Genomic DNA, 24063 nt, shown 5'->3' with positions numbered 1-24063 from the left:
ATTAATATTTTTCTTAAAATGGTATGCTTGCATAACATTATTTTATATATTTGGTATAAACACTATAATGCATGAAGCCTGAAGAGACCGTAGATTATAATGTAAAGGTATGTTGGCATGCTATCTCGCGTATGTATAATACAGAGGCTGCCAAAAACGACATTACCACTTCCATAGGATTCGTATTACTCAACATCAACCAGGAGACAGGAACTCCCGCCACTAAAATAGCCCCTTTGCTTGGGCTGGAGGCGCGTAGCCTGACCCGCATCCTGAAGAGCATGGAGGAGAAAGGCCTTATCTATAAAGTGTCGGACGACAAGGACAAGCGGCTGGTGCGGATTTTCCTGACGGAGAAGGGGCTCGAGAAAAAAGAGGTGTCGCGCCGTACAGTGCTGCATTTTAACCACAAAGTGCAGGCGGCTATACCCCAGGAAGAACTTGATATTTTTTTCCGGGTGTCTGAGCGCATCATCAGCATGATCGAAAATAAAGAGATTTTCTAACCATAGTAGACCATCAAGCTTTTTCTATGAAAAGAATTATTAAGAAAGTAGCCGTGCTGGGTTCCGGCGTAATGGGCTCCCGCATTGCCTGCCACTTTGCCAACATTGGCGTGCAGGTGTTGCTGCTCGACATCGTGCCGCGCGAGCTGACTCCCGACGAAGAGAAAAAAGGGCTCACGCTGGAAAGCAAGCACGTCCGCAACCGCATTGTGAACACTGCGCTGCAAGCCGCTATCAACTCTAACCCATCGCCCCTCTACCGCAAGTCCGACGCCCGCCTTATCCAGACGGGCAACTTTGAGGACAACATGAAGGAGATCGCTACCGCCGACTGGACTATTGAGGTAGTGGTGGAGAACCTGAAAATCAAGAAAACGGTCTTTGACCAGGTGGAGCAACATCGCAAGCCAGGCACCCTGATCACCTCCAACACATCAGGTATACCGATCCATATGATGCTGGAAGGTCGTTCCGATGACTTCAGAAAACACTTCTGCGGTACGCACTTCTTCAACCCGCCGCGCTACCTTAAACTCTTAGAAATTATACCTACACCGGAAACCGACCAAAGTGTGGTTGACTTCCTAATGCACTACGGCGACCTATACCTGGGCAAGACCACGGTACTGGCTAAAGACACGCCGGCTTTCATTGCAAACCGGGTAGGTATCTACGCTATCATGCAAGGCCTGCAGGTGATGAGCAAGCTCGGCCTGAACGTGGACGAAGTGGACCGTATCTCTGGCCCGATTATCGGTCGTCCGAAATCTGCTACTTTCCGCACGCTGGATGTGGTGGGCCTGGATACCCTGGCAAACGTTGCCAACGGCCTGTACCAGACCGGCGAGCAGGACGAATCGCGCGAGCTGTTTAAGCTGCCGGATTACCTGCAGAAGATGGTAGAAAACAAATGGCTGGGCGACAAGACCGGGCAGGGTTTCTACAAAAAGACCAAAGACGCCAAAGGCAAGACTGAGATTCTGACGCTCGACCTGAACACAATGGAGTACGGGCCGAAGCAGCGTGCAAAATTCCAGAGCCTCGAAGTGCTTAAGCCGATCGAAGACCTGAAGAAGCGGGTAAAAGCCTTCTCCAAGCAAAGCGATAAGGCTGCGCAATTCCTCAACGAGTCTCTCTTTGGGCTGTTCCAGTACGTGAGCAACCGTATACCTGAAATTTCTGACGAGTTATACCGCATCGATGACGCCATGCGTGCCGGCTTTGGCTGGGAACTGGGTCCGTTTGAGTACTGGGATGTGATCGGTGCCCGCGAAGGAGTACAGCGCATGATTGAGGCTGGTTACCAGCCAGCGGCCTGGGTAGAGGAGATGCTCAATAACGGTAAAGAGTCTTTCTACATCGTGGAGAACGGCAACCGCCGCTATTACGACATCCAGAGCAAAGAATACAAAGCTATACCTGGTGCCGAGAACTTCATCATTCTCGACAACATGCGCAGTAACAACGTGGTGTGGAAAAACACAGGAGCAACCTTGATTGACCTCGGTGATGGTATCCTGAATGTGGAGTTTCACACCAAAATGAACACCATCGGTGGCGATGTGATCATGGCGCTGAACAAAGGTATAGAGCTTGCCGAGAAGGATTTCCGTGGGATGGTAGTGAGTAACCAGGGTGCCAATTTCTCTGCCGGTGCCAACGTGGGACTTATCTATATGTATGCGCTGGATCAGGATTATGATGAACTAAACATGATCATCCGCCAGTTCCAGAACACGATGATGCGCATGCGCTACTCTGCTATACCTGTAGTAGGCGCGCCGCACGGCCTTACGCTGGGTGGTGGTTGTGAACTCAACCTGCATTGCGATCACGTGCAGGCTGCCGCTGAGACTTACATGGGTCTGGTGGAGTTTGGCGTAGGCCTTATACCTGGCGGCGGTGGTACCAAAGAAATGACGCTCCGCGCAGCCGAGATGTACGAAGACGGCGACATTGAGTACAACACGCTCAAAAATATCTACCTGAACATAGGTATGGCCAAGGTGTCAACTTCAGCGAAAGAGGCCTTCGATCTGGGCTTTATGCGACAAGGCGATGCCATTACTCTCAACAGCAACCGGCTGATCGCAGACGCAAAGGCGCAGGCCATTCGTCTGGCGGAGGCAGGGTATACGCAGCCGGCTAAAAAGACCAACATCAAGGTACAGGGTAAAGGCGCTTTAGGTATGTTCCTGACGGGAGCTAACGCCATGGTGAGCGGACGCTACATTTCGGAGCATGACCAAAAAATATCGCACAAACTGGCCTACGTGATGTGCGGCGGCGATCTGTCGGCCCCGACCGAGGTGAGTGAGCAATACCTGCTGGATCTGGAGCGCGAAGCTTTCCTGTCGCTGACTGGCGAGCGCAAAACACTTGAGCGTATCCAAAGCATCCTGACCACGGGCAAGCCGCTGAGAAATTAAGTTTAGTATAAACTATAAAGAGCATCAAAATGAACAACGCATATATCGTAGCCGGATTTCGTAGCGCAGTAGGCAAAGCCGGGCGCGGGGGCTTCCGGTTCACCAGACCCGATGACCTGGCCGCTGACGTTATCAAACATCTTTTGGCTTCAGTGCCTGCCCTTGACCCGGAGCGCGTAGATGACCTAATTGTGGGTAATGCCGTGCCGGAAGCGGAGCAAGGCCTGCAGATCGGCCGTATGGTGTCTTTACTGGCGCTGCCGATGTCGGTATCCGGTATGACTGTGAACCGCTACTGCGGATCGGGTGTCGAGACCATCGCTATTGCCAGCAACCGCATCGCGGCAGGTATGGCCGACTGTATTATTGCGGGCGGTACCGAGTCGATGTCGATGGTGCCGACGGCGGGTTGGAAGACTGTGCCGAACTACAACATCTCGAAAAACAACCCTGATTGGTACCTGAGCATGGGCCTGACAGCGGAGGCAGTGGCCGCCGACTACAGTGTTTCACGTGAAGACCAGGATGAATTTGCTTTTAACTCGCACCAGAAAGCAATAAACGCCATCAAAAACGGCTACTTCAAAGACCAGATCGTGCCGATCACGGTAGAGGAAACTTATGTGGACGAGAACGGCAAGAAGAAAACCCGGTCTTATGTAGTAGATACGGACGAAGGCCCTCGCGCTGATACGTCTATGGAGGCGCTGGCACGTCTGAAGCCTGTGTTTGCTGCTGGTGGTTCGGTAACGGCTGGCAACTCGTCTCAAACCTCAGACGGAGCGGCTTTTGTGGTCGTGATGAGCGAGCGTATGGTGAAGGAGCTGAACCTGGAGCCAATAGCACGCCTGGTAAGCTACGGCACTGGCGGTGTGGATCCACGCATTATGGGTATGGGTCCGATCGCCGCCGTTCCGAAAGCCCTGAAAATGGCTGGCATGACCCTCAACGACATCGACCTGATCGAGATGAACGAGGCCTTCGCGGCTCAGTCTATCGCCGTCATGCGCCATCTGGAGTTCGATCCAGCCAAACTGAACATCAACGGTGGTGCTATTGCCTTGGGTCACCCGCTTGGTTGCTCTGGTGCCAAGCTGAGCGTGCAGCTCTTTAGTGACCTGCGCCGCACAGGTGGCAAGCATGGCATTGTGACAGCCTGCGTTGGCGGCGGTCAGGGTGTAGCCGGCATCTATGAATTACTCAAATAACTTGACAAAAGACTATTTGACAAAGGACATAAGATGAAGCATAATTTCAGGGAACTAAAAGTATGGCAGGAGGCCATAGCTATTGCGAAAGAAGTATACTTTCAATCTAGAAAGTTCCCTGATTACGAAAAGTATGCACTAACAAGCCAGATTAATCGCGCTGTTGTATCTATTGCCTCAAACATTGCAGAAGGCTCAGCTCGAAGTACAAACAAAGACTTTCGAAATTTTCTAGGTATAGCTTTAGGATCAGCTTACGAGGTGGAAACACAATTAATATTGTCGAAAGAGTTTGGCTACCTGTCCGAAGATAGTCTTAATGGTTTGCTCAAGTTGCTTCATAGTCTTGAGAAGAAGATTAGTAATCTACAGGATCGACTTAAAGATTGAATATTTATGGATAAAGAGTCTTTTGTCCTTTGTCAAAAAATCAAAAAATCTAAATACCATGGAAACCCAAAATAAAGCAACTACCGTACGCGGTGGTGAATTTTTGATCAAAGAAACGAATCCGCAGGACGTGTTTATACCTGCCGAGTTTAGCGAGGAGCAACGCATGATGGCGCAGACCTGTCTGGACTTTGTGCGCGAAGAAGTGAACCCGCTACTCGAGCGCCTCGACAACCACGAAGAAGGTCTGATGGAAGGCCTGATGAAAAAAGCTGGAGAGCTTGGACTGTTTGCTGTATCCATGCCGGAGCAGTACGGTGGTCTGAACATGGACTTTAACACTTCGCTTCTTGTAACAGAATCAGTAGGTGGTGGACACTCCTTCCCGGTGGCTTTTGCGGCACACACAGGTATAGGTATGCTGCCAATCCTGTACTTCGGTACAGATGAGCAGAAAGCGAATTATCTGCCGAAATTGACTTCAGGCGAATGGGCGGCAGCTTATTGCCTCACTGAGCCGGGTTCTGGTTCTGACGCCCTGGCAGCCAAAACCAAAGCTGTATTGAACGAAGCCGGTACGCATTATATCCTGAACGGTCAGAAAATGTGGATCACAAACGCTGGCTTTGCCGATGTGTTTATTGTGTTTGCGCAGGTAGACGGCGACAAGTTCACAGGCTTCATTGTAGAGAAAAACTACCCGGGACTGAGCCTTGGCAACGAGGAGCACAAGATGGGTATCAAAGGTTCTTCTACGCGCCAGGTGTTCCTGTCGGACTGCGAAGTGCCGAAAGAGAACGTGTTGGGTGAGATCGGCAAAGGTCACCTGATCGCTTTCAACATCCTGAACATTGGTCGTATCAAACTTTGCGCTGCTACCTTGGGAGCCGCTAAAAAAGTGGCAGACCTGTCGGTGAAATATGCTAACGAGCGCCAGCAGTTCAAATTGCCAATCTCTAAATTTGGAGCTATACGCTACAAACTGGCAGAGCAGGCCATCCGCATCTATGCTGTGGAGTCAGCTCTATACCGCTGCGGTATGGACATCTATCGCAAAGAGCAGGAGTTGCTGGCTGCCGGCAAAGGCGAGAACGAAGCCATGCTGGGAGCAGCCCGCGAATTTGCCGTGGAGTGTGCCATCCTGAAAGTAGAAGGTTCTGAAGTACTGGACTACGTGGTGGACGAAGGCGTGCAGATCTACGGTGGCTACGGCTTCTCAGCCGACTACCCAATGGACCGCGCCTACCGCGATTCACGCATCAACCGCATCTTTGAGGGCACCAACGAGATCAACCGCATGCTTACCGTAGACATGATCCTGAAAAAGGCTATGAACGGCGAGTTAGATTTGATGGGACCTGCGCAAAACGTGCAAAACGAACTGATGGCTATACCTGATTTCGGTGAGGAAGAAGAAGGCCTGTTTGCTGCAGAGCACAAAGCGATCCGTAACCTGAAGAAAGCGATCTTGATGGTGGCGGGTACGGCAGTGCAAAAGTACATGAACTCATTGGCCAAAGAGCAGGAAATCTTGATGAACATCGCCGATATGGCTATCAAAACTTACGTGGCGGAGTCAACACTGCTGCGTGTAGAGAAACTGGTAGGTATGAAAGGTGAGGATGCCGTGGCCAATCAGATCGACATTGTGCGCGTGACCGTGAACGATGCCGTGGATACTGCCTTCCTGGCCGGTAAAGACGCTATTGCCTCTATGGTGGAGGGTGACGAGCAGCGCCTGTTGTTCATGGGCCTGAAGCGCTTCACCAAGAAAGACCTCTACAATACCAAAGAAGCCCGCCGCCGCATTGCAGCTTCTATGATCGAGGCAAACGAATTTGTGTACTAGATTCTGACAAATCTATAGTTTAAGAAAGGCTGTCTCCGTAGGGGGCAGCCTTTTTGTTTAATTGGGTTACCTTCTGGTGACTTAATGATTAATCGTGCGTAAACATACCCGAATACCGAAGCATTAATATAATCAGAGCATATGGGGGTAGCATGCCTTATTCCATGTTATAACGAACAGGACCGCATTGCGGCAGTATTAGATGTGGTGACCAATGTAAATGGCATACAGCAGGTAATATGTGTGGATGACGGGTCTTCTGACAGCACGGCTACCATGGTAAGGCAGCAATGGCCAAGTGTACAGGTCATACGCCTCAGCCAGAACCGGGGAAAGGCCGCTGCCATACAGTATGGACTCCAGTTTGTGCAGCACGAGCAGGTGCTCCTGATGGACGCCGATCTGCAGGAGTTAGATGGTACTGAGCTTGAAAAGGCCATTCATGCCTTTCAAAATACTACAAAAGTCGATATGCTCATCCTGCGCCGTATCCGGTCGCCCTGGTTTGTGCGCTGGTATCGCAGCGATATATTGCTGTCAGGCGAGCGGCTCTTGCGGCGGAGTGATCTGGAGGAGGTGCTGGCCCAACCCGTGGCACGTTACCAACTGGAGGTCGCCATTAACCGCTATATGATCAAGCGACGCAAACGGGTGCGCTGGATTCCCTGGTCAGCCATGAACACCTACAAAGTAGACAAGCTTGGAGTGCTGGAGGGTTCCCGGAGGGAGTTTAAGATGTATGTTGAGATCGTGGACTATGTGGGTTTTGTGCACATGCTGGTGCAGCTTAGCTCCTTCACCCGGAAGCTCAAAAAGCAAAAAAGCACGACCAAAGAGTGGTCGCGCTTCCTGTCAGGTATAAGAGTGTCTTGATTACTTGATCTGCAAACGACGTAGTTGCAGGCTATTCGCTTTTTTGGATGGCCGCACCACCGTTACCAGATCTCGCTCTGAAAGCCAGGTCGTGAAATCCTTTACATAGGCGATGTTCTTATCGTTTGCTACATTCAGACCGGCGGCTTTTGGCGCTTCCGCTTTGCCAGTGTTGGTGTCAATGCGGCGCAGGTATAGGTCATACTTGCCGTCCAGTTCTTCCAGGGTGAGCAGGTTCAGTGTGTTGCCCGTCAGGTGATAGCGGTACGATATACCTGTAAAAGCTTCGTCAGCCGGGGCCTTCTGGTTTTTCATCAGCACAGAGCTCCAGGCTGTGCCCATAAACTGGTCGTAGGCAAAAAGGTGGATCTCTTTGGCATAGTAAGGAGAGTTCTCGCCACCTTCCATGTATTTTTTCTCGGCCAGCACAATCAGCTTTTCCTCCGGCGTCAGGATCAGGTCAGTCAGGTAGATATCTTCCAGGCGACTGGCTTTTGCTCCACCGCTTTGGTCCAGCTTGTTTACACTGGCCAGGTATTCTGGCGTAAACCGGAATTCCTCCGCAAACACCATGTCTTCGTTTTCAAAATCAAATTTTACGGCTTTCAGGCTGTAATACTCGCCTGTTTTCTCATCGGCCGTGAGCACCACGCCATATATATTTCCGTTGGGCTGCAAAGCATACTTACTGTCCATGATGTAGACCTTCTTGCCGTCGAACATGCCACCTACCAGCACCGACATACCTTTGGCAACCGGCGATTTGAGGGTATACTGTCGCACGGTCAGTCGCTCCATGTTTTCAGAAATCAGGCTGATGAACTGATCGCCGGCATCGTTGACGGTCACCTCGGCCGACACAATGCCGCGCAGGTCGCTCAGGTTGTATTTCGTGTCTTTTAATTTCTGAAGTTTGCCGTCGTACAGGCTACCGCTTATACCTTGCACCACCTGGTTGCCCGTCACATTAAAGCGATAAGCCAGGATTTTGGTGCCATCCGGCGACAGAGCTACACCTGCTTTGCGGGCATCAGCGGGAGCTTCGAGCAACAGCACCGGTTTGTCTTTCTGGCCATTCCGCAGGTCTATTCGGTGCGCATACAGCACCTGGTTGCCCTTTTCATCGTGACGGTGCGTTACCACCAGTGCCGCTTCCTCGTTTTTGGCAAAAGCCTCCAGTGTTTCTTCGGCAGCAAGTGGTATCGCAGTTGACCAGGCTTTTTTGAGTGTGGCACTGTAGCGCTCTATAGCATATTCGCCGGGTTTATTTCGACTGAGGATCACAAAACCGTCAGCCTCCAGCGGAAGCGTCTTGCTACTGATGCTTTGGTTATACTGGTCTTCTGCGTTATCAGGAAGGTAAGTGAAAGGTATGGCGGCTTTCCTGCCCTGTGCAGTGGCATCTGTAGAGGCCAAAAGCACCACCAGCAAAAGGAACGGCAAAAAATGAAGTGTTTTCAAGGTATAAGTTTTAGAAATTTCAGTGAGCAAAATGTTCTGCGTCAGGTATAGACAGGTCGAATATAGGATAAAATTGTTTCTCGTGGAACCAGCACAAACAAAACCTTTAACGCAAATTACCTAAAAACAGGTATAGCCTGCCTTAACGCTGAAGTTCACTCTCCAATACAGACACTGGTTGTTTCTTATCGTCGATGGCGACAAACGTAAAGCTGCCGTGGATGGCCTTTAGCCGCACATCAGAGTACATCTCTTCAATGTAGATCTCCACTTCCACCTTCAGGCTGGTGTTTCCTACGCGCTTTACCTGCCCGATCAGTTCGATAATGGTGCCTGCAGGTATAGGCTGGGTAAAATCTATTCTGTCTGACGATACAGTAACTACTCGTTTGCGGCAAAAGCGGGTAGCCGTGATAAAAGCTACTTCATCCATCAGTTGCATGGCTGTGCCCAGTTGCATGGCTGTGCCGCCAAACAGGGTGTCGTAGTGGTTGGTAGTGTTCGGGAAAACGGCCTTGAATATGCGAGTCTCCGATTGGGCAATGCGTTCTTGTAAATTCATAAAAGTATAATTTTAAAGATAAGGTATACGTATGCACTGCTGACCGCTGCAAGGATTGTAGCCCGGAAAGGAGGTATAGGAAAGATGAAACAAGTCTCCAGCATAGTCGTGTGGCTTTGTATGCTGGCGCTGTAGAATGGCGGAAAGGAAAGGCTACGACTCTTTTAAGCCAGGCCGGCTATAGGAGTCGGGTAATTTCTCAGACCACAGGCTTCAGGCGCGAAAGCATGCGTAAAGTTATTTGGGGCAAGTCTCCTGGCTTATAACCTGGCTGCCATCCTTCTCATCCTCTTCCGGACAATGGATAATTTGAGACAGCCAATTAGGTGTTATTTACAGTTGCGCGTCAGCCCGTGATTTTCACACGGTTCCTTTTTAAACCTCAGCTTATACCTGGCCGAGGTGCCTCCAAACGTTGTAAAGATAGAAATTTTTAACTGATACGGCTCCAGTTAACCGTATTTACGCTCAGCGATTTGATGTGCCGCATGATGTTCTGGTTTTGTGGCTGCTCCAGCTGAGGATCCTCATTGAGCACACGTTGCGCGGCCGCACGCGCCTCCTGAAGAATGGGGGCGTCTTTGGCGAGGTCGGCGATGAGAAGGTCGAGCACACCGCTTTGCTGCGTGCCCATCAGGTCGCCCGGTCCGCGCAGTTTCAGGTCGATGTCGGCAATCTCGAAGCCATTGTTAGTGCGCACCATCGTCTCCAGTCGGGTCTTGCTGTCTTTGCTCAGCTTATACCCGGTCATCAGGATACAGTAGCTCTGCTCCGCGCCACGTCCCACACGGCCCCGCAGCTGGTGCAGCTGCGACAGACCGAAGCGCTCTGCGCTCTCGATGATCATCACCGAGGCATTCGGCACGTTCACACCCACTTCGATTACGGTAGTGGCTACCATGATCTGCGTCTCGTTTTTGACAAAGCGCTGCATCTCGTAGTCTTTGTCCTGCGCCTTCAGTTTGCCGTGCACCATGCTCACCTGGTACTCCGGAAAAGCCCGCCGAACACTCTCGTAGCCATCCATCAGGTCCTTGTAGTCCATGCCTTCCGACTCCTCGATGAGCGGGTACACGATGTATACCTGACGGCCCAGCTTGATCTGGTCACGCACGAACTGGAACACCTTCAAGCGGTGGGAGTCGAAGCGGTGCACAGTCACGATCTCCTTACGGCCCGCCGGCATCTCATCGATCACCGACACATCCAAATCGCCGTAGAGCGTCATGGCCAGGGTACGGGGTATAGGGGTGGCTGTCATCACGAGCACATGCGGAATGATGCGCGGGTTTTTGCGCCACAGCCTGGAGCGCTGCTCCACCCCGAAACGGTGCTGCTCATCCACAATGCAAAGGCCCAGGTTCTGGAACTGTACCACGTCCTCCAGCAGTGCATGCGTACCCACGATCATCTTCATTTCGCCGGAGCGCAGCTGCTCGTGCAGCACTTTACGGTCTTTGGTCTTGGTGGAGCCGGTGAGCTTACCGATGTTTATACCTAGCCGGTCCGCAAATGCCTTGAGGCCGGTGTAATGCTGATCCGCCAGAATTTCGGTTGGGGCCATCAGCACCGACTGCGCTCCGTTGTCGGCCGCGATAAGCATGGTGATGAAAGCGACGATCGTTTTGCCCGAGCCTACGTCGCCTTGCAGCAAGCGGTTCATTTGCTTGCCGGCCGTCAAGTCTTTGTGTATTTCCTTGATGACCCGCTTCTGCGCATTGGTCAGGTCGAAGGTCATATGGTTTTTGTAGAACTCCGTAACAGTCGGCACCTGCCTGAACACCTGTCCGGCCAGATCGGCACGACGCACCGTTTTCTGACGCAGCAGACGCAACTGAATGTAAAAGAGCTCTTCGAACTTGAGGCGAAATTTGGCTGCATTATACTTCTCCACTGACTGCGGAAAGTGAATGTTGATCAGCGCATCCCGCTTGCTCATCAGGCGGTAATGGTCTATCAGTTCCGGCGAAAACGTTTCGTGTATGTTCGGCTCCGCCACCTTCAGCAGCAGCTCCATCATGCGGGCAATCACTTTGCTCTCTACCCGGAAGGCCTTCAGCTTCTCGGTGGTGTTATATACCGGTTGCAGAAAGGAGGCAGTCTGTTTTTCCTCGCCCAGTTCCTCCAGCTCGGGATGCGCCATGCTCCACTTGCCGTTGAACTGCGTGGGTTTGCCAAACACAATGTAGTCGGTGTGGTTTTTCAGCGTCTTCTGCATCCACTTCACCCCCTTAAACCAAACCAGCTCCATCTCGCTGCCGTCCTCGTCCACGAGTGTAGCGGCCAGGCGCTGCTTGCGGCCTTCTCCCAGCACCTCCTTGCCCCGCACACGCCCGCGCACCTGCACATAAGGCATGCTCTCGTCCAGTTCGGCTATTTTGTAGAACTGGGTGCGGTCGAGGTAACGGAAAGGGTAGTGCTGGATGAGATCGCCGTAGGTATAGATGTTGAGCTCCTTCTGCAGCAGCTCGGCACGCTGCGGCCCCACGCCTTTCAGAAATTCGATCTTGGTATGGAAGAAGTTGTTCAAGGGTGTCCGCTCAGGTTAGGTAAATAAGGTATAGCAGGTATACCTGACAAAAATAAGCAAAAGCCCCGACAGGTGTAAATGCTGGCGGGGCTTTATGTGTTGTGAATAGTGGCAGTATGTATAAAAGTCTGTATAACTCGGCCCAATCGAATTGTGCGCTTTGCTCAGAATTCGTAGTATGTTGCATTGAAACTGCCATTCGAGATCTCCACCAATTCGCCTGTTGTGGAGTTATGGGCTTTAAAATGGAACGTACCGGAAATTGTTCTTTTATATCGATCGATTGAGGAGATGGATAAAGACCCAGTACGCATCTTGTCCGTGCGAAAATCCATGTTCGTATCTTGGGTGTAATAGCCAGCATTGAAATGCTCACCAAGTTCATAATCCCTTACTCTGATGCCATTGATCGTATCACTTACGCTAACCAGGAGATAGGTAGAGCCATTCTGAGCGCTAAACCAGAATCTGTTTCCGTTATCCGTCAGAGTAAATGACAACGAATTCGTCTTAAATCCACTGCTCGGCCACCATTTTTTACCGTTTATCTTGACGCAGAATGATTCATCACAGAAGCTGTCCTTGGAGCAGGAAAGCAGGCCTACAAGAAGTATCAGAAAGTATAGCTTGTTCTTCATATGTAACTGTCGTGTTTCATGCCGTGAGCTCTGTAACCATTGATAAGAGTAAAGCCAATAAGTAGTGCGTTTAAAACGTGCCTACATCAAAGCGGCCATTGGTTACCGTCACCGTGTCCTGCCCGTGCACGGCCTTGAAAGTGAAGATGCCCGACACAATTTTGTTAACTGTATCTGCCCTGGTGATGATGACCTTTCCCGTATACCTGCTATTGGTCATGAGCAGCTTGCCTGGCACTTGATAGGCCCCGTGGTTGTGAGGTTGTACTAGCTCACCGCCGATTGGTTTCGTAGTTGTGTTTAGCAGATACTCCCCTGGCTGCGTTACATTTCGCAAATAAAAATGCAAACTGGTCTTATTTTTCCTGTAAGCGCTTATGAACACATTATTCCGGGTTTCATCAAAGGATCTTGATGCCAGATACCCACCTTCCACCGGTTTTGGAGCCTGAAAGCCTTTACCACCGTTGGCTACCCAGGCCTTGCCGTTAACGATAGCCCCCATGGTGTCGGCGCCCGTTTGGGTGGCATCGGGCAGCAGTTTCAGCTCGTCCTTTTTGCAGGCCGCAAACAGCAGCGGCAAGAGCAGTAGCATAAGTTTGGAACGTAGTTTCACAGCAGAAGTAGTGGGTGGTATGCTAAATATAGTGAATATCAGTTTGTTATACCTGAGCCATTGAGTTTTTTCGTGCCAGAAAAGCTATTCCAAATGGGCATTGACCATCCGAACTGAACATAAACAAAAAAAGACCGCAGGTATACCCACGGTCTTTTGTTCTTTGTCACAAAGTCTTTTGTCAAATAAACCTACTTCTTATCCTTAAATTCCAGCGTGTTCAGCATATGCACAATATCTTTCTTTACATACTCAATCACAGGAGCCAGTGAGTCGTTCTGAGTAGCGGTTCTGAAATAGAGCGCTCCCCGGAAGAAGTGCGTGGTCGTATCGGTTACATAGAACTGGAACTGGCTTGGAATTTCGCCTTCCAGCTCAAATACCGAAGCAATATCTCCTTGTGGTGTCCGAACCTCTGTTTCCTCAATTGAATAAGCCTTTATCTGGTGTTTGCCTGTCAGTTTGCGGGCATCTTCGATCAGGTTATTCAGCATTTTCGGATCGTTATTGATGGCCTTATAAGTCAGCTGCACATTGGCTCCCAGGCTTGGATAGATGATGTTAATCCAGTGTGGCTGCGCTATCATGGAGGAGTCTGGGCGGATCTTGGCGTGCTTCGAATACTCAAAGGTATAGGGGTGCTCATCCTGCAACGGCTGGTAAGCCACGGCTGGCAGATCGATGCGGTTGTAGCCTTTTGGCTTTGGGGTGTACTCGGCGTTACAGCTAGCTACGGCCAGGGCCATACCTGACCACAGGGCCATTTGCAGTTTAGCCGACTTTATGATAGTGCTCTTTTTTGCTTGCGACATTAATCTTGACTCGTTTTACACGCTTATTGTCCGCCGACTCCACCGTAAAGTAGTAGCGGCCGTACGACACTTCTTCGCCCACAAAAGGGATGCGACCAAAGAGGGCCAGCATCAGGCCCGCCACCGTTTCGTGCTCGCTCTTTACCTCGTTAAAGGCATCAAACGGAACCTCTGTGATCTTACAAAAGTCGTGCAGCGATGTTTTACCGTCAAATATAAAGGTATTTTCGTCGAGTTGTGAGTAAATGATCTCGTCCCCTTCGTCAAACTCGTCGTTGATCTCGCCCACAATCTCCTCGATCACATCTTCCATGGTCAGCAGGCCTATTGTCGTGCCGTATTCGTTCACCACAATGGCCATGTGCACGTGCTTCTCCCGGAAGTCCTGCAGCAGGTTGGAGATGTGCTTGGTCTCCGGCACATAGAAAGGTGCCCGGATCAGGTTCTGCCATTTAAAGTCGGCTCCTTTGTCGAGGTGCGGCAATAAGTCCTTTACATACAGGATGCCGTCGATGCTGTCAGTGTTCTCGGTATAGACCGGTACACGCGAATAACCCCACTGGATGATCTGCGGAAGAAGCTCCGGCAATGTAGCGCTCTGCGGGAACGCCACAATATCCAAACGCGGACGCATGATCTGCTTGACCGTGATCGAGCCGAAGTTGACAATACCCCGCAGGATCTTGCGCTCTTCCGGCGAGGTTTCTTCATTTGACAAGGCCACATCCAGGCTATGATGCAGTTCCTCCAGCGTATTGCTGTAAGACCGGACCCGGTAGCGTCTGTCAATGTAGGAGCTGATGCGGGTTAGCATCCAGGCAAGTGGCTTCAGCGCAGGGGCCAAGGCGGAAAGGACAGGGGCCGTGCGCTGCGCAATGGCAGGTCCGTGTATGCGGGCGTATACCTTGGGCAGTACTTCGCCAAAAAATACGATCAGGAACGTAACGACCAGCACACACAGAAGCAGCGCGAAGGTGGTAATGGTGACAGAACCAGTCACCTGCCACGCAATATAGGCGCAGAGGGTAATGATACTGACATTGATCGCATTGTTGATGATCAGAAGGGAGGCCAATAGTTGGCGCGGGGCCTGAAGCAGGTGATGCACCAGTTGGAGCTTTTTGTCTTTGCTCGTTCTGGCTTTCTCGATCTCCTGGGGAGTGAGCGAGAAAAAAGCTGCCTCCGCCCCCGAAGTGAGGGCAGAGAGCAGCAATAAGATAAAGCAGGCCGTGATGGCTGCGATATATTCAATTCTAAGTAAAGCCGTTGCGCTTTGTAAAAGTTGCAGTAAGCTATAACTTAGGGGGTCTCCGGAATCTAAACTGTCCAAAATCAGATAGTTAGGTTAAACATGGGTTAGAACGGCAGGTCGTCTGGCTCGTCGTTCTGGAAGGCAGAAGCATTGCCCTTGCCTGATGTGGCGGCACTGCCCTGACCTGGTGATGATTGTCCCGAGGACTGCGAAGAGGCACCGCCCTGGAAGCTGCCTGAGCCGCCATTGCCGCCTTCACGCGCGCTCAGCATCGTCATGTTGTCAGCCACGATTTCGGTGCTGTAACGCTGCACTCCTTCTTTGTCCTGGTAGCTGTTGGTGCGGATCTTGCCCTCAATGAAGACAGACTGTCCTTTGCGCAGGTACTTTTCGGCCACTTCAGCCAGACCACGCCAAAGCACGATGTTGTGCCACTCGGTACGCTCCTGCTTTTCGCCGTTTTTGTCTTTGAATGTTTCGGAAGTAGCGATCGGGAAACGCGCTACAGCTACGCCGCCTTCGAGGTGGCGAACTTCCGGGTCCTTACCAAGGTTGCCGATAAGGATGACTTTGTTTACACTTGCCATGTCTTTTTTTGTTTAATATTAAATTGATTTGGGCTACTCCGACAACCTAGCCGGAGGCAATTATGGCTACTGAACCTCTAGAATGCATTTGCAAACAGAAAAGTTTCAGTTTATAAATTTAGTAAAATCTTCTCATGTTTCAAATAGCTGTCGATAAGAATTGGCTTCGGTAATGCTTCTATTTTTTCAGATGAATAAGGTGCCAGTCTCGCCTCCTGCAAAACCTCTTCACTTAAACGAAAATTGAGCTGAATCAGATAAAAACGGGCCGTAATTTTCTGATGGCTAAGTACATGCCTGTATTCTTTGCGGGGCGGTAAAAGATGCGATTCCTGCACAGCTATACCTGCGTCGTTCAGTTCCCGCAGCAGTTTGGCGGTGTCAAGTACCTTGGAGTCGCTCTCGTGCAGGTAGAAATCATACAGCCCTTCCCAGATATCGCCGCTCAGGCGCTTACGCATATAATATTCTCCTTTGTGCGCAAATACCATGTAGTGAAAGAATCGCGGCCGGGCAGCTTTTGCCTTCGATTTTACCGGCAGCTCCTGCACTAGCCCATGGTTAAAAGCAAAGCAGGACTGCTGCAGCGGGCAGAACAGGCAGTCAGGCATCACGGGCGTGCACTGGATAGCCCCAAACTCCATGATAGCTTGGTTGAATGTGTCTGGTGCGTCGGCAGGTATAAGTTCATCGGCGAGTTGCTGAAACACCCTACGCGAAGCCGGAGCCGCAATATCCTCTGATTTGCCGAACACCCGGGCCAGTACTCTGAACACATTGCCATCCAGCACCGCGACCTGCTCTCTGAATGCAAAAGAGGCGATGGCAGCAGCCGTGTAGCTTCCAACCCCGCGCAGTTTCAGCAGCTCTTCATATTTATCCGGAAACACGCCGCCATACTCCTGTACAATTTGCTGGGCGGTGTGGTGCATGTTGCGGGCCCTGGAGTAGTAGCCGAGTCCCTGCCAGAGACGGAGCACTTCATCCTGGGGGGCGGCAGCCAGGTGCTGCACGGTGGGGTAGGCTTCAGCAAAGCGATGGAAATAAGGCAGGCCCTGTGCCACACGCGTCTGTTGCAGGATTACTTCAGAGAGCCAGATCAGGTATGGATCGGTGGTGTCGCGCCAGGGCAGGGCTCTTTTATGACGCTGGTACCAGTCAATAATTGTCTGGGCAAACAAAGGGGTCGGCTTATTTTCCATAGCTGACTTAGGTGGGTTGATGTAGGAGATGGAAACATACAAAGGTAAAGCTTTGTTCTGGAAAGGAGTTGAGGGGAATTTGTAAGATAATGGTATCTGCCTAAAATATAAGCACATAGCCCGCGTTAGGGTGTTGGCAAGCTGGCACGGGTATTGTAGCAGTGTGACCGGCGAAAAGGGGCTGAGGCCGATCGGTTTAAGCAGGGCACAATCTGTAATAATTTAATGCTAAAGCTTTTACTTGTCGAAAAGTAGGTATACCTTTGTGCCCCGAAAAATGGAGAACGACAGCGCTGTGGTTCCTCCTGAAAAATAGAAAGTTAACTTATTTCTAATTTATAAAAATCTAAGAAAGTGACTAAAGCAGAAGTAATATCAGAAATTGCTGATAAAACAGGGATTGATAAGGCTGATGTGCAATCTACCATCGAAGCGTTTTTCAAAGTAGTGAAAGACTCAATGGCTGACGGCAACAACATCTACGTGAGAGGTTTTGGAAGCTTTGTAAACAAGAAGCGCGCAAAGAAAGTGGCTCGTAACATTTCGAAGAACACTTCCATCATTATTGATGAGCACTTTATTCCAAGCTTCAAGCCATCCAAGACCTTTATTGCTAAGATTAAGAACAGCAAAAAGATCAAAGAACTGGCTCATTCTTAATTCTTTCGTATATTTGCCGGTTGCTTAAAGTTTATCATTTAAAATACAGTCACTTAAAGAAAACAGAAACTCATGTCACGCGCTCAAATACTGATACTAGTTGCAGCTATCGCATTGGCCGCGGCTATGTTTTTTCTTCCTAAGGTGGTTGTAACAAAGGATGATAGCACAGTGGCTGCTGAACAAACCTCTGCTTTGCCTGAAGGTCACTCTGAAGACGATGGCCATGACCATGGTGCTACACCAGCCGCTGCGGCTGACGGAGTACACTCAATGGCGACGCCAGAGCAACTGATGGAACTCGCCACCGTGCGTGCCCGCTACAACAAAGCAACTGATACTAAGGCGCGTGGCCTATTGGCCGGCGAACTGGCAGCAGCATATGCCTCAGCAAGTAAGTTTGACAGTGCAGGTTACTACTACGAGTTAGCTGCTGATGCCCGTCCGGGTGAGAAGAGCTACCGCAAAGCCGGTGACCAGTACTTCGAAGCCTTCACGTATGCAGCAACACAGCAGCGCGCCAGCGAAATGGGCGGCAAGGCTCGTAAAATGTACGAGCAGGTGCTCAAGAACAATCCTTCGGACCTGGATGCGAAAACGAACGTAGCCATGACTTACATCGCAAGCGAAAACCCAATGCAGGGTATAACGCTGCTGCGTGAAGTGATTTCGACAGACCCAAAAAACCAGAAGGCGCTGTTCAACCTGGGCATTTTGTCAGTACAGTCCGGACAGTGGGATAAAGCCGCCGAGCGTTTTCAGGAGCTGGTAACAGTTAATCCTGAGCACGTGGAAGGCACTTTCTACCTGGCTGTGTCACTGGCTGAAACCGGTAAGAAAGAAGAAGCAATCAGAACTTTCAACAAGGTAAAGACCATGAGCAGCGACCCTGCCCTGACAGCCTCTGTTGATGAGTATTTGGCAAAAATGTAATAAAAGAACTAACCACTTAATAAAAATTTCAAGACTATGCCTTGCGGAAAGAAAAGAAAAAGACATAAGATTGCTACTCACAAGAGAAAGAAGCGTCTAAGAAAAAACAGACATAAGAAGAAGTAATTTCTTCTGCGTTTATTGAGGCCCACATTGCTTCTGCAATTGTGGGCTTTGGTCTATACATCCAACTAATCTTTGAGAGAAATTGAGTAACGAGCTTATAATCAATTCTACTCAGGATGGAGAGCGCATCGCCCTTTTACAGGACAAGAGACTTGTAGAGTTTCACCACGAAAAGAAGGATACAAACTACATTGTAGGCGACATCTTTCTGGGAACTGTAAAAAAGGTAATGCCAGGCCTAAACGCCGCTTTTATTGACATTGGCTACCACAAGGATGCATTTTTGCATTACCATGACCTGGGAGCCAATGTCAAAACGCTGAACAAGTATGTGAAGGCGGCACAGACACAGAAGAACGCTTCTGCAAAGCTTAACCAGACTAAATTCGAGCCAGAAATTGACAAGCTCGGCAAGATCGCTGATGTTCTGAAAAAGGGACAGCAGCTCTTGGTGCAGATTGTCAAAGAGCCGATTTCCACCAAAGGACCGCGTCTTTCTTGCGAGCTTTCGCTCGCCGGTCGATACCTGGTGCTCGTGCCGTTTTCCAACACGGTAAGCGTATCCAAGAAGATCGTTAGCAAAGAAGAACGCACGCGGCTCAAGCGCCTGATCACTTCGATCAAGCCTGAGAACTTTGGTGTGATCATCCGGACAGTGGCAGAGGGCCGTGAGGTGGCAGAACTCGACAGAGACCTGCGCAACATGGTGGAAAGCTGGGAAGAAGGCTTTAAATCGCTGAAGATAGCCAAACCCAATGACAAGATCATTGGAGAACTGGGTCGTTCTTCGTCCATTCTGAGAGACTTAATGAACGAAAGCTTTGACAACATAGTAGTGGACGACGAGTCACTCTATGACGAGATCAAAGCATACATCGGTAGCATTGCGCCAGACAAAGTAAAAATTCTGAAGCACTATACCGGTAAGACAAAAACCTTCGAACACTTTAACATCGAGCGGCAACTAAAGGCTGCTTTCGGGAAAACAGTGACCATACCAGGCGGCGGATACCTGGTGATAGAGCACACCGAGGCCCTGCACGTAGTCGATGTAAACAGTGGGAACAAATCTAATACCGAAACCGATCAGGAGGCTACCGCGCTGAACGTGAACATGATGGCTGCCAAAGAAGTGGCCCGTCAGCTGCGCCTCCGGGATATAGGTGGTATCATTGTAATTGACTTCATCGACATGAAGTCGCCGGAAAACCGCCAGAAAGTATACGAAGTAGTCAAAGAGGAACTGAAGCGGGACCGCTCCAAGTCGACAGTTCTGCCTATCTCTAAGTTCGGCCTGATGCAGATCACGCGTCAGCGTGTAAGGCCAGAGCAGAATATTGTGACCGGTGAGGTATGCCCTACTTGCAACGGCACCGGCAAGATAACTGCCAGCATTCTGATTACTGATGAAATTGACGTGGCGGTAGACGACCTGCTCACGCGACATAATCACAGAAGTCTGACATTGTATGTACACCCTTTCCTGTATGCCTATTATACATCGGGTGTCATCTCCAAGCAGATGAAGTGGTTCTTCCACTACTTCAAGTGGGTGAAATTTGTAAAAGACACTTCGCTCGGCATTACCGATTTTAAGGTAATGGACGACAAAGGCGAAGAAATAGAGCTGCGCACCGCCCTGACGGAGGTGAACGGGGTGCAGGATCAAGAAAATTTTAATCAGATTTAAAGGCAACAAAAAAGCCGCTCTGTCTAGACAGAGCGGCTTTTTTGATTTAACAGGTTTTCGCGGTGGCTATACCTTAGAATTTGATGCCCACATCAATGGACACGCCATTGTTCTTGATTGCTAGGTTCTTGTCATTCAACTGCTTTTTGTAGTAGTTATCGATGTTACTCAGACCACGCAGGTAGGTAACACCTCCAAACAGCTTTGTGCTTTGGCCCAGCTGCATTTCTGCACCGGTACCCAGTACGGCACTGGTCTCAAAAACATTGAAACGTTTGGCCGTCTTTTCGCCATTAATCACCTTTTTCTGGTCAACCTGGCCAGAAACTTTGGTGCCAAGTGCACCGCCTACCTGGAAGTATAACACTATGTCAGGAGCTACTTCGTTTGTGAAAAGCTTGAGTGTAAGCGGTATTTCAAGATACTGCACAGTCAACTCGTCAGTTTCTTTAGCAGGTGTAACCACTCCGTCCCCACTTTCAACCATATAGGTATAGCTGATCTTAGAGCCTTTGCTACGGTACATCAGCCCTGAGCTGAAGGCATAGTTGTTAGAGAAGAAATAGTCGCCGACTACGCCTACTCCTAAGCGCAAAGCGCTGTTCGATTTCTCAAAGTTATGCCGGTCCTCAGCTATAAAACGGTTACCCGAAATAGTGGGGGAGAATTGAATGCCGATTTCCATTTGGGCCATGGCAGTGGATGAGAAGCCCAAAAAGAGCAGCAGGAATGCTAGTTTTTTGAATTGCATGTTAATTTGTCGCGTTTATTTCTTCTAATACGGGATAACCCTCTATTTTTGTATTAAATATTCGGCAATGTATCACAGATTATTATTACTAGCAACCATCCTATTGCTTTTTAGCTGCAAGAAGAAGACCGGCTGCGACATACCTGAAGAAATAGAACGCATACCGGTAAAGGTAGAGATAGAGCGACTCGAGAAGCCTTTTTTTGCGGCGGACTCTAGGCAGGATATCGCCTCACTCCTGGAAAGCAACCCTATTTTTACCGAACGGTTCCTGCAGCGGAAGAATTACCCTTCTGACTCAGCCATCGTCAATGCTCTTTATAACCTGGCGGCTAACCCTGAGCTTCAAAAGCTGGCCCATGAGGCGGACACTACCTTCGGTGACATGGCTACTGAAAAGCAACAGCTGGAAACTGCCTTCAAGCATATCAAATATTACTATCCTGAGTTTAAGGAGCCGCAAGTGAAAACCTTTGTGTCCGGCCTGAACCAGGACCTGCTGGTGTCGGATAGCCTACTGGTGTTTGGCATCGACTTCTTTATCGGCGAAAATGCCAGTTACCGCCCGGATACCTACGACTATATTTTGAAGCGATACGAACGCGCGAACATGGTGCCGGCTGCTATGCTGCTGCTGTCTAACCGATACAACAAAACGAACTTCCTGGAGCGTAGCCTGCTTGCTGAGATGGTGAATACGGGTAAGGCCTACTATTTTGTGAAATCTATTATGCCTTGCGCGCCAGACTCTACTATCATTGGGTATAGCGGTCAGCAACTGGCTGACGTGCGTCATAACGAAGGCCGTATCTGGGCACACTTTATTGAGCAAAAACTGCTTTATGAGAAGAGCCCGTTCGTAGTGAACAAGTATATTGGCGAACGCCCTAATACGCCCGAGATCGATGCCACATCTCCTGGCCGCCTCGGCACCTGGGTAGGCTGGCAGATCGTGCGCAAGTATATGGAGCGTAACCCAAAGGTAACGCTGCAGGAACTGATGGCTGACGAAGATCACCAAAAAATATTTAACGAATCGAAATACAAGCCTGAGAAGCGGTAGTACCATACTTCGCCTCTATACCTGCGCGCATGCACATAGCTATTTTCAACCAGCACCATCACAACCCGGACTGCCCTTCAACTTGCCGGCATTATACCTTTCTGGAGTATCTTGCCAAGCGGCATAAGGTGAGCCTGATCTCGAGTAGCGCCTGGAAGCAGCTTCGCATTACGGACAAGTATAAGTGGGTGCCAGAGGGAGTCGATCTATATGAGCAGGAGGTGCCCTATAGTAACAAGATGGGCGTGCGCAGACGATTGGTTTCTTACGGCGGCTTTGCTGCCTACAGTCTTGCCAAAGGCCTTTCTATACCTAAGCCTAATGTGGTTTGGGGCGTGTCTACACCGCTCACAACGCCATGGATGGCGGCCCGTGTCGCGAAGATGCGTGGTATTCCGTGGGTATTTGAGGTACAGGACCTGTGGCCCAGCTTCCCCATTGAGATGGGTGCGGTAAAGCGGGAGTGGCTGAAGCGCCGCCTGTTCAGATTGGAGAAGAGCCTTTATCAGAGTGCCAACCACATCATCACGCTTTCCCCGGACATGGAAGACTACGTAGTAAGCCAAGGTATAGCGCGCGACAAGGTGACCACTATCCTGAATGGCACTGACATCGAAATGGTTGATGCCGTGACTCCTGAGAAGGTAGCAGCACTGCGCAGGCGATACCTATTACAAGGCAAGCAAGTGGTGCTCTATGCCGGTACCTTTGGCCGGGCCAACGATATCCCTACCATCATGCAGGCAGCTGAGGCGATGGCCGATCAGCAGGACATTGTGTTCGTGCTGGCAGGTGGAGGTTTTTATGATGACGAGCTCCGGAGGCTATCGCTGCGACTTTCTAACCTGGTGCTGCTTCCCCCACAGCCACGGCCCGATGTGTTCACGCTGTTCAAGCTGGCAGACCTGTCGCTTATTACTTTCAACGATCTACCTGTGCTGGCCTCTAATTCGCCGGCCAAGCTGTACGATAGCCTGGCTTGTGGCGTGCCCGTGCTGGTAACGAATCCTGGTTGGACGAAAACATTTGTGGAGCAGTACAACTGCGGTTGGTATTGCCCGGCAGGTCAGCCAAATCAACTGGCCCAGAAAATAAGAGAGATCCTATCGGACAATGAGAAGCGGCGGCTGGCCGGACAAAACGGACAAGCCATCGCCCGGCAACTATTCGACCGCCAGCAACTTGCCGCTCAGGTAGAGCAAATCCTGTTGAAGGTAACGGGCAAGGTATAGGATCTAGTCCTTGATGCTCTCCGACAAGTGCTTGAAGTCTTCTTTTAATTGTGGGGCATTTGCGGCCAGCGTCCAGCAGATCACTTTGTAAAAGTGTGTTTTCGTTTCTACAGCTGTGATCAGCATAAAGAAGTCGCCATCTTCATCCGTCCACTTCAATTCATTCTGTGCAATTTTGTTTCCGTTTGATTCGAAGGCCTTTGTCTTGCTCAGCTTGCGTCTCTTCTCCTCCTTCTTGTAGTCAGCGGTAAAGCTGTCCAGAAAATCTGTCGCATTCTCAAACATCATCCCCTTCGTCTCCAGCTCATCTTTAGAGTCCTCTATCACGATGGCGTAAGCGTCTTTGTTTTTGTTGAAGTACTGCAGACTGGCTACATCATTCAGCTCGTAGGTTTTCACCATGTAACTTGGTATTTCCATGGAATAGGAATGTCCGCCTTTACGCTCAGTGAACTGCGTCTGGGCTTGTACTGCCGAAAAGCTAACAAAGAGCAGTAGGAAGGATACAAATAGTTTGATAGATGTAGAAGTTTGCATAAGCTTAAAGGGTATAGTGATGAATAGTTAAATATAGGGATATGAATTTATTTCAGTGCCATTATTTTCAGATTCCGAAAGGTATAGTGACGGCTCAGGTATAGCATGCTTTCAAATTGCCCCCTGCTCTGTTTCGACTCATGCTCTTGCAAAACA

Annotated in this window: 22 protein-coding genes and 1 riboswitch; of the genes, 11 read left to right on the top strand and 11 right to left on the bottom strand. The window is 50.0% G+C overall.

The features are described from left to right. Positions 1-71 precede the first annotated feature (71 nt). From AC4QZR_RS18295 to AC4QZR_RS18270, 6 genes are all read left to right on the top strand, one after another. A complete protein-coding gene (locus AC4QZR_RS18295; RefSeq protein WP_494482215.1) occupies positions 72-506 on the top strand; it encodes a MarR family winged helix-turn-helix transcriptional regulator in 435 nt (144 codons plus the stop codon). Between the two features lie 26 nt (positions 507-532). Continuing rightward, the gene (locus tag AC4QZR_RS18290; protein ID WP_494482214.1) at positions 533-2935 is read left to right on the top strand and encodes a 3-hydroxyacyl-CoA dehydrogenase/enoyl-CoA hydratase family protein; all 2403 of its coding nucleotides are present in this window, start codon (positions 533-535) and stop codon (positions 2933-2935) included. A gap of 29 nt (positions 2936-2964) precedes the next feature. After that, positions 2965-4143, top strand: coding sequence for a thiolase family protein (locus tag AC4QZR_RS18285; protein ID WP_494482213.1), 1179 nt, complete (start codon positions 2965-2967; stop codon positions 4141-4143). A 33-nt stretch (positions 4144-4176) separates the two neighbouring features. After that, positions 4177-4533, top strand: coding sequence for a four helix bundle protein (locus AC4QZR_RS18280; RefSeq protein ID WP_494482212.1), 357 nt, complete (start codon positions 4177-4179; stop codon positions 4531-4533). A 58-nt stretch (positions 4534-4591) separates the two neighbouring features. Continuing rightward, the gene (locus AC4QZR_RS18275; protein WP_494482211.1) at positions 4592-6382 is read left to right on the top strand and encodes an acyl-CoA dehydrogenase FadE; all 1791 of its coding nucleotides are present in this window, start codon (positions 4592-4594) and stop codon (positions 6380-6382) included. Positions 6383-6523: 141 nt separating this feature from the next. Next, positions 6524-7255, top strand: a complete 732-nt coding sequence (locus tag AC4QZR_RS18270; RefSeq protein WP_494482210.1) for a glycosyltransferase family 2 protein — start codon at positions 6524-6526, stop codon at positions 7253-7255. Here the strand turns inward: AC4QZR_RS18270 and AC4QZR_RS18265 are convergent, their stop codons facing one another. The 9 genes from AC4QZR_RS18265 to mutY form a co-directional block, all read right to left on the bottom strand. Next, on the bottom strand, positions 7256-8716 hold the full coding sequence (locus AC4QZR_RS18265; protein ID WP_494482209.1) for a hypothetical protein: 1461 nt from the start codon (positions 8714-8716) through the stop codon (positions 7256-7258). It lies immediately after the preceding gene. Positions 8717-8858: 142 nt separating this feature from the next. Continuing rightward, on the bottom strand, positions 8859-9278 hold the full coding sequence (locus AC4QZR_RS18260; RefSeq protein WP_494482208.1) for an acyl-CoA thioesterase: 420 nt from the start codon (positions 9276-9278) through the stop codon (positions 8859-8861). A gap of 228 nt (positions 9279-9506) precedes the next feature. Beyond that, positions 9507-9703, bottom strand: a riboswitch (cobalamin riboswitch). Between the two features lie 8 nt (positions 9704-9711). After that, positions 9712-11808 (bottom strand): ATP-dependent DNA helicase RecG, encoded by a 2097-nt coding sequence (recG, locus tag AC4QZR_RS18255; protein ID WP_494482207.1) that lies wholly within the window; start codon positions 11806-11808, stop codon positions 9712-9714. 164 nt (positions 11809-11972) lie between these two features. Further along, on the bottom strand, positions 11973-12446 hold the full coding sequence (locus tag AC4QZR_RS18250; RefSeq protein WP_494482206.1) for a Riean_0653 family protein: 474 nt from the start codon (positions 12444-12446) through the stop codon (positions 11973-11975). 70 nt (positions 12447-12516) lie between these two features. Further along, positions 12517-13041, bottom strand: a complete 525-nt coding sequence (locus tag AC4QZR_RS18245; protein ID WP_494482205.1) for a Riean_0653 family protein — start codon at positions 13039-13041, stop codon at positions 12517-12519. Between the two features lie 212 nt (positions 13042-13253). Then, positions 13254-13826: a gliding motility lipoprotein GldD gene (gene gldD / locus AC4QZR_RS18240; protein ID WP_494482290.1), complete on the bottom strand. Its 573-nt coding sequence runs from the start codon at positions 13824-13826 to the stop codon at positions 13254-13256. Between the two features lie 7 nt (positions 13827-13833). Then, positions 13834-15204 carry a gliding motility-associated protein GldE gene (gene gldE, locus AC4QZR_RS18235; protein ID WP_494482204.1) on the bottom strand — a complete coding sequence of 457 codons (1371 nt, stop codon included), beginning with the start codon at positions 15202-15204 and terminating at the stop codon, positions 13834-13836. A 26-nt stretch (positions 15205-15230) separates the two neighbouring features. Beyond that, on the bottom strand, positions 15231-15713 hold the full coding sequence (locus tag AC4QZR_RS18230) for a single-stranded DNA-binding protein (protein WP_494482203.1): 483 nt from the start codon (positions 15711-15713) through the stop codon (positions 15231-15233). 110 nt (positions 15714-15823) lie between these two features. Then, positions 15824-16915 carry an A/G-specific adenine glycosylase gene (gene mutY, locus AC4QZR_RS18225; RefSeq protein ID WP_494482202.1) on the bottom strand — a complete coding sequence of 364 codons (1092 nt, stop codon included), beginning with the start codon at positions 16913-16915 and terminating at the stop codon, positions 15824-15826. 354 nt (positions 16916-17269) lie between these two features. On the opposite strand from mutY, the gene AC4QZR_RS18220 reads away from it, so the two are divergent. The 3 genes from AC4QZR_RS18220 to AC4QZR_RS18210 all read left to right on the top strand — a co-directional run bounded on the left by AC4QZR_RS18220 (position 17270) and on the right by AC4QZR_RS18210 (position 20324). Then, positions 17270-17575 carry an HU family DNA-binding protein gene (locus AC4QZR_RS18220; protein ID WP_007655567.1) on the top strand — a complete coding sequence of 102 codons (306 nt, stop codon included), beginning with the start codon at positions 17270-17272 and terminating at the stop codon, positions 17573-17575. Between the two features lie 171 nt (positions 17576-17746). Next, positions 17747-18508, top strand: a complete 762-nt coding sequence (locus AC4QZR_RS18215) for a tetratricopeptide repeat protein (RefSeq protein ID WP_253406406.1) — start codon at positions 17747-17749, stop codon at positions 18506-18508. A gap of 208 nt (positions 18509-18716) precedes the next feature. Beyond that, positions 18717-20324, top strand: a complete 1608-nt coding sequence (locus AC4QZR_RS18210; RefSeq protein WP_188503113.1) for an Rne/Rng family ribonuclease — start codon at positions 18717-18719, stop codon at positions 20322-20324. A 73-nt stretch (positions 20325-20397) separates the two neighbouring features. Here the strand turns inward: AC4QZR_RS18210 and AC4QZR_RS18205 are convergent, their stop codons facing one another. Then, the gene (locus AC4QZR_RS18205; RefSeq protein WP_188503220.1) at positions 20398-21075 is read right to left on the bottom strand and encodes a porin family protein; all 678 of its coding nucleotides are present in this window, start codon (positions 21073-21075) and stop codon (positions 20398-20400) included. Positions 21076-21178: 103 nt separating this feature from the next. On the opposite strand from AC4QZR_RS18205, the gene gldB reads away from it, so the two are divergent. Next, on the top strand, positions 21179-22138 hold the full coding sequence (gene gldB, locus AC4QZR_RS18200; protein WP_494482201.1) for a gliding motility lipoprotein GldB: 960 nt from the start codon (positions 21179-21181) through the stop codon (positions 22136-22138). Positions 22139-22167: 29 nt separating this feature from the next. Beyond that, positions 22168-23370, top strand: a complete 1203-nt coding sequence (locus tag AC4QZR_RS18195) for a glycosyltransferase family 4 protein (protein WP_494482200.1) — start codon at positions 22168-22170, stop codon at positions 23368-23370. A gap of 3 nt (positions 23371-23373) precedes the next feature. Here AC4QZR_RS18195 and AC4QZR_RS18190 read toward each other — a convergent pair whose 3' ends face one another. Then, the gene (locus AC4QZR_RS18190; RefSeq protein WP_253406402.1) at positions 23374-23907 is read right to left on the bottom strand and encodes a hypothetical protein; all 534 of its coding nucleotides are present in this window, start codon (positions 23905-23907) and stop codon (positions 23374-23376) included. Positions 23908-24063 lie beyond the last annotated feature (156 nt).

Source organism: Pontibacter sp. YIM B11418 (assembly GCF_059278805.1).
The sequence above is the reverse complement of the archived record's forward strand: the minus strand, read 5'-3'. Positions and strand labels throughout refer to the sequence as shown.

Bases quoted from the DNA above. Each gene is read 5' to 3' on its own strand.
- AC4QZR_RS18295 (WP_494482215.1), top strand. From the start codon at position 72: ATGAAGCCTGAAGAGACCGTAGATTATAATGTAAAGGTATGTTGGCAT.
- AC4QZR_RS18290 (WP_494482214.1), top strand. From the start codon at position 533: ATGAAAAGAATTATTAAGAAAGTAGCCGTGCTGGGTTCCGGCGTAATG.
- AC4QZR_RS18285 (WP_494482213.1), top strand. From the start codon at position 2,965: ATGAACAACGCATATATCGTAGCCGGATTTCGTAGCGCAGTAGGCAAA.
- AC4QZR_RS18280 (WP_494482212.1), top strand. From the start codon at position 4,177: ATGAAGCATAATTTCAGGGAACTAAAAGTATGGCAGGAGGCCATAGCT.
- AC4QZR_RS18275 (WP_494482211.1), top strand. From the start codon at position 4,592: ATGGAAACCCAAAATAAAGCAACTACCGTACGCGGTGGTGAATTTTTG.
- AC4QZR_RS18270 (WP_494482210.1), top strand. From the start codon at position 6,524: ATGGGGGTAGCATGCCTTATTCCATGTTATAACGAACAGGACCGCATT.
- AC4QZR_RS18260 (WP_494482208.1), bottom strand. From the start codon at position 9,278: ATGAATTTACAAGAACGCATTGCCCAATCGGAGACTCGCATATTCAAG.
- AC4QZR_RS18250 (WP_494482206.1), bottom strand. From the start codon at position 12,446: ATGAAGAACAAGCTATACTTTCTGATACTTCTTGTAGGCCTGCTTTCC.
- AC4QZR_RS18245 (WP_494482205.1), bottom strand. From the start codon at position 13,041: ATGCTACTGCTCTTGCCGCTGCTGTTTGCGGCCTGCAAAAAGGACGAG.
- gldD (WP_494482290.1), bottom strand. From the start codon at position 13,826: ATGGCCCTGTGGTCAGGTATGGCCCTGGCCGTAGCTAGCTGTAACGCC.
- AC4QZR_RS18230 (WP_494482203.1), bottom strand. From the start codon at position 15,713: ATGGCAAGTGTAAACAAAGTCATCCTTATCGGCAACCTTGGTAAGGAC.
- mutY (WP_494482202.1), bottom strand. From the start codon at position 16,915: ATGGAAAATAAGCCGACCCCTTTGTTTGCCCAGACAATTATTGACTGG.
- AC4QZR_RS18205 (WP_188503220.1), bottom strand. From the start codon at position 21,075: ATGCAATTCAAAAAACTAGCATTCCTGCTGCTCTTTTTGGGCTTCTCA.
- AC4QZR_RS18195 (WP_494482200.1), top strand. From the start codon at position 22,168: ATGCACATAGCTATTTTCAACCAGCACCATCACAACCCGGACTGCCCT.
- AC4QZR_RS18190 (WP_253406402.1), bottom strand. From the start codon at position 23,907: ATGCAAACTTCTACATCTATCAAACTATTTGTATCCTTCCTACTGCTC.